Annotated in this window: 11 protein-coding genes; 7 read left to right on the top strand and 4 right to left on the bottom strand. The window is 44.3% G+C overall.

The features are described from left to right. The first annotated feature begins 49 nt into the window (after positions 1-49). Positions 50-679 (top strand): hypothetical protein, encoded by a 630-nt coding sequence (locus A6M13_RS09495; protein ID WP_066545332.1) that lies wholly within the window; start codon positions 50-52, stop codon positions 677-679. Positions 680-721: 42 nt separating this feature from the next. Here the strand turns inward: A6M13_RS09495 and A6M13_RS09500 are convergent, their stop codons facing one another. Beyond that, positions 722-1,066: a hypothetical protein gene (locus A6M13_RS09500; protein WP_066545334.1), complete on the bottom strand. Its 345-nt coding sequence runs from the start codon at positions 1,064-1,066 to the stop codon at positions 722-724. Between the two features lie 180 nt (positions 1,067-1,246). On the opposite strand from A6M13_RS09500, the gene A6M13_RS09505 reads away from it, so the two are divergent. From A6M13_RS09505 to A6M13_RS09515, 3 genes are read left to right on the top strand one after another with little or no spacing between them, the layout of a single operon-like run. Next, entirely contained in the window at positions 1,247-2,386 is a 1,140-nt protein-coding gene (locus tag A6M13_RS09505; protein WP_066545336.1) for an acyl-CoA dehydrogenase family protein, read from the top strand. After that, entirely contained in the window at positions 2,379-3,413 is a 1,035-nt protein-coding gene (locus tag A6M13_RS09510; RefSeq protein ID WP_066545338.1) for an acyl-CoA dehydrogenase family protein, read from the top strand. The genes A6M13_RS09505 and A6M13_RS09510 overlap by 8 nt, the downstream gene beginning before the upstream one ends. Beyond that, positions 3,410-4,219: an enoyl-CoA hydratase/isomerase family protein gene (locus A6M13_RS09515; protein WP_066545340.1), complete on the top strand. Its 810-nt coding sequence runs from the start codon at positions 3,410-3,412 to the stop codon at positions 4,217-4,219. The genes A6M13_RS09510 and A6M13_RS09515 overlap by 4 nt, the downstream gene beginning before the upstream one ends. Here the strand turns inward: A6M13_RS09515 and A6M13_RS09520 are convergent, their stop codons facing one another. From A6M13_RS09520 to A6M13_RS09530, 3 genes are all read right to left on the bottom strand, one after another. Then, a complete protein-coding gene (locus tag A6M13_RS09520; protein WP_066545341.1) occupies positions 4,220-4,465 on the bottom strand; it encodes a hypothetical protein in 246 nt (81 codons plus the stop codon). Positions 4,466-4,568: 103 nt separating this feature from the next. After that, a complete protein-coding gene (gene ptsP / locus A6M13_RS09525; RefSeq protein WP_066545343.1) occupies positions 4,569-6,251 on the bottom strand; it encodes a phosphoenolpyruvate--protein phosphotransferase in 1,683 nt (560 codons plus the stop codon). After that, on the bottom strand, positions 6,248-6,514 hold the full coding sequence (locus A6M13_RS09530; protein ID WP_066545345.1) for a phosphocarrier protein HPr: 267 nt from the start codon (positions 6,512-6,514) through the stop codon (positions 6,248-6,250). Before A6M13_RS09530 ends, ptsP begins: the two co-directional genes overlap by 4 nt. A gap of 143 nt (positions 6,515-6,657) precedes the next feature. Here A6M13_RS09530 and A6M13_RS09535 point away from each other — a divergent pair, with 143 nt between their 5' ends. Genes A6M13_RS09535 through A6M13_RS09545 form a run of 3 tightly spaced genes read left to right on the top strand, consistent with a single transcriptional unit; the run spans position 6,658 to position 10,192 of the window. Beyond that, complete coding sequence (locus tag A6M13_RS09535; RefSeq protein WP_066545348.1) at positions 6,658-7,404, top strand: DeoR/GlpR family DNA-binding transcription regulator; 747 nt, start codon at positions 6,658-6,660, stop codon at positions 7,402-7,404. Beyond that, complete coding sequence (gene pfkB, locus A6M13_RS09540; protein ID WP_066545350.1) at positions 7,401-8,303, top strand: 1-phosphofructokinase; 903 nt, start codon at positions 7,401-7,403, stop codon at positions 8,301-8,303. Before A6M13_RS09535 ends, pfkB begins: the two co-directional genes overlap by 4 nt. An 11-nt stretch (positions 8,304-8,314) precedes the next feature. Continuing rightward, the gene (locus tag A6M13_RS09545) at positions 8,315-10,192 is read left to right on the top strand and encodes a PTS fructose transporter subunit IIABC (RefSeq protein WP_066545352.1); all 1,878 of its coding nucleotides are present in this window, start codon (positions 8,315-8,317) and stop codon (positions 10,190-10,192) included. Positions 10,193-10,287: the final 95 nt, after the last annotated feature.

A 10,287-nucleotide genomic window follows, 5' to 3' on the forward strand; every position in this document is an offset into this window, starting at 1 on the left:
GTGACATATGTCGATATAAGTAAAAACGTGTCACAAGGTGGGAACAACGATGAAAATTCAACCTCATATTCCAATACCGTTTCAACCGCTATCAAGTCAAAATCAGCTTGTGCAAGACGAGTTGACGGCGGTAGTACAGCCGATACAACATGCACGAAAGGCGGCATTACAAGAAGCACAGCAACAGTTGTCGGCGATTCAAGCAGCCAACAATGATACAGGCGAAGATAATCCGAAGGCACAACATTTAATGGAAAAGTTTAAAAGTGGGAAAAAGCTGACACCGGAAGAAATGGCGTATATACGAAAATATGCGCCAGGTATGGTCGATTATATCGATAAAATTATGCGAGAGCGTGAAATGATGGAGCTGAGTATGAAGCTTGCACCGACGAAAAATGATGTGCAGCTAGTGGCACTAAATGCGGCAAAGCAAATCAATAAAAACTATACAGGGGAAGATTTAGAAATCCGGTTAAAACATTTAGCAGATGCGAAGCATGAATATGAGAAGACAGATGAATATCGTGAGAAGCCACTGCATTTACTAGATGACCGCCCACATAAAAAACGTCTATGGAAACGACAAGAGGAGCCGATGCAGCCGGTTGTAAACATGTATAAAAAGCAACAACGGGCACAATCTTCTCCACAACCAAAAATTGATACAGAGCAATAAAAGAAGTTGCCCGAGCGAATAGGTTCGGGCAACTTTTTTGTCTTAATGCGGGGCAACGTAGAAATCTTCATACATTTTCGTCATCGCCAATAATACAATGACGAGGATGAAATAGTCTTGGGCGCGTAGTCCACTATTCATAAATACATGGTCGATGGAAATGCCAATAAATAGCGCAACGACACTTGTTAGGAAAAATAATTTGAAAAAAGGTTTCTTCTTTCTAAATGTCTCCTTGTTGAGCTGGAAAAAAATATAGGTAATCGCAAAGGCAATCCCTAAAATTCGTGTTACAACAAAATCATCCGGTACCCAAGAAAATGTAGCAATAACGAACATGAGAAATGCGGTCATAAAAAGAATAGGCATCGTTTTTGGCGTCATCATGAGCGACCTCCTTTCTATACTAGTTGCACGAAAGCAGCTCGATAAAACATAAAATGTAAGGGTTTTCAAGAAAATGCACAGGACGAAGACAATAACTGAACCGAAGAATGATAAGTATTTGCTTTATAATTGTGAATATTCTTATAATTGAATAGAAGAAGTTTGGAATGGAGGCGGTTTATGATGGAGCGAGCTGTACAATTCACAAACGAGCAACACCAATTTCGCCGCGATGTGCGAGCATTTTTAGCGCAACAAAAAGACCACTATATCCCTGCATGTGATGCATGGCTAAGTGGCAGTGACCGGCATTTCACAAAAAAATTAGCACAGCAAGGATGGATTGGCTTAACATGGCCAACAGCGTACGGCGGGCAGGGGCGCAGTGCGATTGACCGCTATATTTTAATTGAAGAATTGTTAGCAGCAGGCGCACCGGTTGCGGCACACTGGTTTGCCGATAGACAAACAGGACCTCTTTTACTACGGTATGGCACCGAAGCACAGCGGTCCTTTTTTTTACCAAAAATCGCAGCGGGCGACTGTTGTTTTGCGATTGGATTAAGTGAGCCAAATAGTGGGTCAGATTTGGCATCCGTCTCAACAAAGGCAATAAAAGTGGACGGAGGCTGGCGCGTGACAGGTGCAAAAACGTGGACGAGTAATGCGCATGATGCAGATTATATGATTGCGCTTGTGCGAACAAGTCCACAAACAGCAGTGAAACAACAAGGTTTAAGTCAATTAATACTCGACTTACGAGCAGATGGCGTCACGATTTCACCGATTCGCTTTTTAACGGGCGAGGCTCATTTTAACGATGTAGTATTTGACGAAGTATTTGTGCCAGATGAACATGTTGTCGGTACTATTGGTAATGGGTGGGAACAAGGATTAGCAGAGCTCGCATTTGAACGTAGTGGACCGGAGCGTATTTTAAGTACGTATATTTTATTAGAAGAAGCGCTGCGCATATTGCGTACGCAACAACAACAGCAGGCTATTATGCAGCTAATGCCACTTGTTGCGGATTTGTGGGCATTGCGAGCATTATCGTTGGACGTGGCGTATGCGCTAGATGCTGGGAAAGATGTCCACATTCAAGCAGCACTTGTCAAATTGCTTGGCACACGTTTTGAACAGCTTGTGCCAGTGATTGTACGTACATTACTCGACGTTGCACCACATTTGGCGGCTCATCGTGCAGTAGACCGCTATATGGCGCAAGCACTGTTACATGCACCGGGCTTTTCGATTCGTGGTGGTACGTCTGAAATATTAATGAGTATTTTGGCGAAGGGGGTCGTAGCACATGAGTGAATTAAGAAGTATGGTAGTGGATGTTATAGAGCGTCTCTGTAAAAAGCATAATAGTAACGAACAACTTGAAGCGTTAGAAGCAGGAAAGTGGGCACAAGCATTATGGGACGATATCGAGATGCAGCAGTTTTTAGCAGTAGCGCTGCCCGAACATTATGGCGGTGCAGGTGGCGATATCGGGGATATTTTAGCGATTTGTCGCGTAGTCGGCTACTATGCGGCACCGATTCCACTACAAGAACATTATATGAGTAATGCTTTATTAACAATGTTACAAGAAGTGCCCTATGAGACGCGCACAACGTATGCATTTGAGCCACTCACATTGACGCAACAATGTGTGAGCGGTACAGTTTACGGGGTTCTGTGGGCACAGGTAGCCACGCAACTTGTTGCGATAGCTAAGAAAGAGGAGGTATATTACGTTGTCGTATTGCCGCTTGCAGCATCTTTTCAGGAGCCATCGACCAATCTTGCATACGAGCCACGAACGACCGTGACCTTTCATGACGTAACACCGCTCATTACAAGGCCGATTCATCGTGAGCAATTTATCGCGTTACAGGCACTTGTAACAGCAGGCAGCATTGCAAAAATAACGGGTACAATTGAAAAAGTTGTGGCGCTCTCGGTGCAATATAGCAAGGAGCGTGAGCAGTTTGGTAAGCCGCTTCATCGCTTCCAGCTCGTGCAGCGTCATATTGCAGAGCTTGCTGGCGAGCGAGCCATTATGCAAACAATGTTACAGCAGTGTGAGCTAGCACTTGAACAAGGGGATATGAACGCAATTGCGTACGCGCGTATCCGAGCAGAACAAGCGATTACAACGGTAACAGCTGCAGCACATCAGCTCCAAGCAGCCATGGGTATGACATATGAGTACCCACTTCATTATTATACGAAGCGTTTATGGGCATGGCGAGACGAAGATATTACGGCGCGTACGTGGCAGCAGTATGCAGCACAACAGTTTTTAACGAGCGATGCCTCATTATGGGAAATGCTAACAAGGGGGAAACAGACATGACGACTGATTTATTATTTGATGTGACCAATCATATCGCAACGATTACACTGAATCGTCCGGAGCGTTTAAATGCGTTTAGTGAAGCGATGCTACAACAATGGTTACGTGCGCTTGAAGAAGTGCGTGACCGTGATGATATCCGTGTTGTGATTGTCAAGGGGAGTGGTAATGCATTTTGTGCAGGTGGCGATATTAAAACGATGATGGCAGGCGAAGGGTTTTATGAAAGCACGAAAGATATTACATCGACAGCACTCGCGCGCAAACACTCATTATGGAAGCTTATTCAGCGTGTGCCGTTACTATTACAAGATATTGATAAACCCGTCATTGCGCAGCTTCATGGCTTTGCGATGGGAGCAGGGCTTGATATGGCGTTAATGTGTGATATCCGTATTGCTGGTGCGTCAACAAAGCTCTCGGAGAGTTATGTCAATGTAGGGATTGTGCCCGGAGATGGTGGCGCGTATTTTTTACCACGACTGATTGGTGTGGACCGGGCGCTTCATTTACTGTGGACAGGGGAGATACTCACAGCTGATGAGGCATATAAGCTCGGGCTGGTGACGTTTGTAGTAGCCGATGATGAATTGGACGCTTATACAAACGCCTATGCACAACGTTTAGCGAGTGGTCCAGTTGAAACGATAAAAATGATGAAGCGCGCTGTATATGAAAGTCAACACATGTCACTTCGCGCATCACTAGATTATATTTCGTCACAAATGGCCATCGTTACAGAACTGGATGATTTTCACGAAGGTGTCCAAGCGGTAAAGGAAAAGCGGAAGCCACGCTTTCGTTAACTATAGAAAGCTAATCATCATACTGCCGATGCCTGCACCGCAAAAAACAACACCGAGCGCGAAAAAACCAAGTGCATTCGCATCTAACATTAGTAGTCCAATAAAGGCACTCAGCAGTTTTTGGATGCGTAATTTGAGCACTTGTTGTCGTAGCTCTAAAAATTCTTCATGTATTTGAGGTGCGCTAAGGGCGATCAATAAACAACCGATAACGGTGATGAATAAACCACTTGAAAAAACTGTCATATGTATACTCCTTTTTGCTTTAGTATAGAAACAGTATAAAATAAATTACGACAATAAGCGCCCCTGAAATGACGATTTCAGAGGCGCTTTTCATACATAACCATTACGCTTTCCAAACAGCACGGATTTGTGCGGCTGTACTTTGTTGGAACGTTTGTTGTAGTTTTGGCTGTAGTGTGGCAATAGATTGTGCTGCAATATGTGCGCGTGCCGCTAAAATAGACGGTGCGCTCATCGATAGTTCATCTAATCCAAGTGCGAGTAAAAGCGGAATAGCGTCGAGATCTCCTGCCATTTCGCCGCACATGCCGACCCATTTTCCTTTTGCATGCGCACTATCTACGACTAATTTAATTAACGATAAAACAGCTGGGTGAAACGGTTCGTACAACCCTGCAATTTGTTCATTCATGCGGTCTACTGCGAGTGTGTATTGGACTAAATCATTTGTGCCAATCGAAAAGAAATCCACTTCTTCTGCAAAAAGTGGCGCCAAAATAGCCGCACTTGGAATTTCAATCATGATGCCAATATCAAATGGTGCGACCTCAATGCCTTGTGCTTCAAGGTGCTGTTGTTCTTCACGTAGCCATGTTTTTGCTTTACGCAATTCCTCTAATGACGCAATCATCGGAAACATAATCTTTAGTTGCCCGTAGCTACTTGCGCGTAGGAGCGCGCGTAATTGTGTACGGAACATGTCCTCATGTGCAAAACAGAGGCGAATGGCCCGCAGCCCTAAAAACGGGTTGTCCTCATGTGCCATTTGTAAATACGGTACAACTTTGTCGCCACCAATATCAAGCGTGCGCACGATAACAGGACGATCATCTAGTACTTGCAAAACATCCCGATAAATCGCAAATTGTTCTTCCTCAGTTGGCGCAGTGTCGCGTTCTAAATATAAAAACTCTGTTCGGAATAAGCCGACGCCCTCTGCACCGAGCGCCACGGCTTGCTGCGCATCGGCTACACTGCCGATATTCGCCCCAAGTTCAATCGTATGCCCATCTGCCGTTATCGTTCGTTTGTGTAAAAGTTGTTGCAGCTGTTCTTTTTGTTGCAGGTGCTGTTGCTGTAACGTTTCAAAGTGCTGAATGGTGTCCGCATCGGGATTGACGAAGATCTCGCCGGTTGAACCGTCCATAATGATAAAGTCCCCGTGCTGAATCTGCGTAGGGAGCGCTTGTACACCAACAATGGCAGGGATTTGTAAAGAGCGCGCAAAAATCGCCGAGTGCGAGGTTTTTCCACCTTTTTCAGTAATAAAACCGAGTGTGAGTGATGTATCAAGCTGGGCGGTATCAGACGGTGTTAAGTCATGCGCAATTAAAATATGCGGTGTTGTTGCCTTGTCCGTTTCTGTATGTCCGACGATATGACGCATTAAACGTGAAGAAACATCTTGTACATCGGCTGCACGTTCTTTCATATAGTCATTCTCTAATGCTAAAAAGAGTGCGACAAATTCATTTTGTACGTGTTCTACTGCAGCAGCAGCTGCTTGCTGCGCTGCGATTTGTGCTTGAATCGCCCCGATATATTCGGGGTCTTCTAGTACAAGCGCATGAGCTTCAAATACTTGTGCTTCGTCGTCACCAAGCTGTTTGCGTGTAGACGCGATTAACGCGTGAAGTTCTTGTTTGGCAAGAGCAATCGCTTCGTGCAATTTTTGTTGTTCTTCGTCAATTGTTCCGACATGCTGCTGTGTATAGGTAGCTGCTTCTAGTTTCTTAGCATAGGCAATGGCAATGCCACTTGCTGCTGCAATTCCGCGTAGTGTCATGCAATCAGTCCTTGTTGTTGTAGCGTTGCTGTTAGCTGCGTGATAGCTTCTTCTTCATCTGCACCTGACGCAGTAATGGTAATCACACCACCATTTGGTACACCGAGAGACATCACACCTAAAATCGATTTTAAATTAACGTTTTTATCGCCATATTGCACGAAAATATCTGCTGTAAATTTTGCCGCTGCTTGTACAAGAGCGCTTGCTGGTCGTGCATGTAAACCTTCGTTGCTTGTAATGGTAAATGTTTGTGTTGTCATAATAAAAGCCTCCTAAATGATGATGTTTTGAATGAAAAAAACTTTAAACAATCAAAAAATGAATGTTTGTGATTGATATATGATTGATTTTACAGAAAATTTCGTTTAAAATCAACTATAATCCTACGAAAAAGGTGATAGAAATGTTTTTAACAGAACGACAGCAGCAAATTTTGGCGCATTTACGTCAGCATGGGACATCGACTGTGCAACAATTAGTCGATTTTACGGGCGCATCGGATTCCTCTGTACGCCGAGATTTAACCGAGCTTGAAAAGCAACAAATTGTCGAACGACAACACGGAGCGGCTACACTTCGCCATGCAGTGTTAGCAGAAAAAAGTTTGCCAGAAAAAGCAATGGAATGTTTGCAGGAAAAGCAGCGCATTATGAAACGCGCAGCACAGGAAGTTGGTTATGGTGAATGTATTTATATAGATGCCGGTTCGACAACGATGCACATCATCCCTCATTTAGTAAATAAAAATGTCACAGTCGTTACGAACGGCATTATGCATGTGCCTCATTTAATGGAGCAGCAGATTCAAACGATTATGCTCGGAGGCGAGGTGAAAATGACGACACAAGCGGTCATTGGTGCAAAAGCGATTACACAGTTACAAGATTATTATTTCGACCGTGCCTTTATTGGCGCGAATGGTTTTAGCGCGGTGCATGGCTACACAACCGCTGATTTAGAAGAAGCCACTTTAAAGAAAATTGCGATGCAGCAAGCAAAGCGAGCGTACGTCGTGGCAGACGGGACAAAATATGAACAGCGTCAATTTGCGAAATTTGGTGAGTTACAGCAAGCCACTTTAATTACGAGCACGTTACAAGCTGAAAAGCAACGTAGCTTAACGGCTCATACGGAGGTGTATGTAGTGTGATTTATACATGTACGTTTTCCCCAGCCATTGATTATATGGCATACGTCGATACGTTTTCAGTCGGCACATTAAACCGTGCGCACGACGTTCATTATTTACCAGGAGGCAAAGGTATCAATGTATCACGTGTGTTACAAGCATGTGGGCAACCGTCTACCGCACTGGGCTTTATCGGAGGGTTTACGGGGCAGTATTTACAGCAATTATTGCATGACCAGCACATTGAAACGGCTTTTATTGAAACCGATGAAATTACACGTATTAATGTCAAAGTCAAGGCAACGCTTGAAACAGAATTAAACGGACCATCGCCAATCGTTCATCCACATATGCTTGAGGCATTATGTGCGCAACTAGCAACACTTCAAGAGGGCGACTGGTTTATTTTATCAGGCACTGTACCAGAAGGCGTGGCGATTGAAACATTATTAACGACTGTTGCGGCAACAAAGGCACATATTGTTGCTGATACATCGGGACAGTTGCTTCACCGCGTTTTACCGTATAAACCGGTATTTGTAAAGCCGAATATTCATGAGCTAGCAGAGCTATTTCAAGCGCGCATTCATACAGCAGACGAAGCGATTCCCTATGCAAAACGCTTACTGGAAAAAGGTGCACAGCACGTTATCGTTTCATTAGGAGCAGACGGTGCGCTTTTTGTCGCCGCTGATGAGGTTTACCATGCAAGTGCCCCAACTGGCGAAGTTATCAATTCCGTAGGCGCAGGTGATTCTGTTGTTGCTGCCACGATCGCACACTATTTAAAGACCAGAAATTGGCAACAGGCATTTGCGTTTGGTGTTGCGGCGGGCAGTGCAACAGCGTTTCAAGTCGATTTATGCACGTATGAAGATATTCAAGCGTTACAGCCATTTGTTCAACTTACAAAGCGATAGGAGGATTTATGATGCGTATTACACAATTATTAACAGCGAATACCATTCAACTCGATTTGCAGGCAACAACGAAAGAAGCGGTGCTAGAAGAATTAGCAGATGTTTTAGTCGCAGCAGGTCACGTGGAAAATCGTGATGGCTATGTTGCCGATTTACTTGCACGCGAAGCGCAAAGTTCAACGGGCATTGGTGAAGGGATTGCGATTCCACATGCAAAGTCAGCATCGGTCATGACACCGGCTATTGCGTTTGGGCGTCAAGTGCACGGTATTGACTATAATTCACTCGATGGACAGCCGGCGACATTGTTTTTTATGATAGCAGCGAGTGAAGGCGCGAATAATGAACATTTAGAGACGTTATCGAAACTGGCAACCTTTTTAATGGACCCACAGTTTACAAAACAAATGCTGGAAGCGACAACACCTGAAGAAGTCATTCGAGCAATTGAGGAAAAAGAAGGTGTACCGGCAGCAACAAATGAAGCAACGCCGTTGACTGCCCCGCGTATTTTAGCGGTAACGGCTTGTCCTACAGGTATTGCGCATACATTTATGGCGGCTGAAAAGCTACAAGAAACAGCAAAGCAAAAAAACATCGCCATCAAAGTTGAAACAAATGGCTCAGGTGGTGTTAAAAATCGTCTAACAGCACAAGACATTGCAGAAGCGGATACGATTATTGTCGCCGCAGATACGAAAGTCGATATGGCACGTTTCCATGGCAAACATGTTATCCAAACAAAGGTTGGGAAGGCGATTTATGAAGCGGATGCGCTAATAGACAGAGCTATTGCGAAAGACGCACCACTTTATGAACATGCAGGAGATGTATCACCGAGTGATGAACAGCAAGGCTTCCAATTTTATAAACATTTAATGAACGGTGTTTCGAATATGCTACCGTTCGTTGTTGGTGGCGGAATTTTGATTGCGCTTTCATTTTTCTGGGGCATCAATTCGTCAAACCCCGATAGCCCAGAATATAATGAATTTGCGGCCATGTTGAATACGATTGGTGGGGGGAATGCTTTCTTCTTAATGGTACCTGTATTAGCTGGTTTTATTGCGATGAGTATTGCGGACCGTCCTGGTTTTGCGCCGGGGATGGTTGGTGGCTTACTGGCCATTACCGTTACAAATGATGTTGGCGCACACTCAGGCTTTTTAGGCGGCCTACTTGCTGGTTTTTTAGCAGGATATATCGTCCTTGGCTTAAAAAAATTATTAGCAAAGTTGCCACAACAGTTAGAAGGCTTAAAGCCCGTATTATTTTATCCGGTACTCGGCATCGGGATTGTCGGTTTACTCATGATGCTCATTAATCCACAGCTGACAAAAGTATATACTGCGTTAACGAGCTTTTTAGAAGGGTTAAGTGGTACCAATACGTTGATTTTAGGACTTATTTTAGGGGGCATGATGGCGGTTGATATGGGTGGCCCAATTAATAAAGCAGCCTATACATTCGGGATTGCGATGCTTGAAGCAGGCAATTATAACATGATGGCAGCAGTCATGGCAGGTGGTATGGTTCCACCATTAGCAGTTGGCTTTGCTACAACATTTTTCAAAAATCGCTTTACAAAACAAGAGCGTGAAGCGGGGAAAACAGCGTATGTATTAGGCGCTTGCTTCATCTCTGAAGGCGCAATTCCATTTGCCGCAGCTGACCCAATACGTGTCATTCCGTCCTTTGTATTTGGTGCTGCGATTACGGGTGCGTTGACAATGCTATTTGATATTGCTTTACGCGCACCACATGGCGGTATTTTTGTTATCGGATTAGTGGATGGTGGTGTGATGCAAGCAGCATTATATATCGTGGCAATTTTAGCTGGGGCACTTATTTCAGCGGTATCGATTGGGTTCCTAAAAAAACAAGTGTAAGTGAATGACAAGAGCGTGATACAAAAAGAAATATCCTTTAGCAAAGATAACTGCTGAAGGATATTTTTCTGCTTTTGGTGCTACTCCACATAGCG

Source organism: Caryophanon tenue (genome assembly GCF_001700315.1).
Taxonomy (GTDB): domain Bacteria; phylum Bacillota; class Bacilli; order Bacillales_A; family Planococcaceae; genus Caryophanon; species Caryophanon tenue.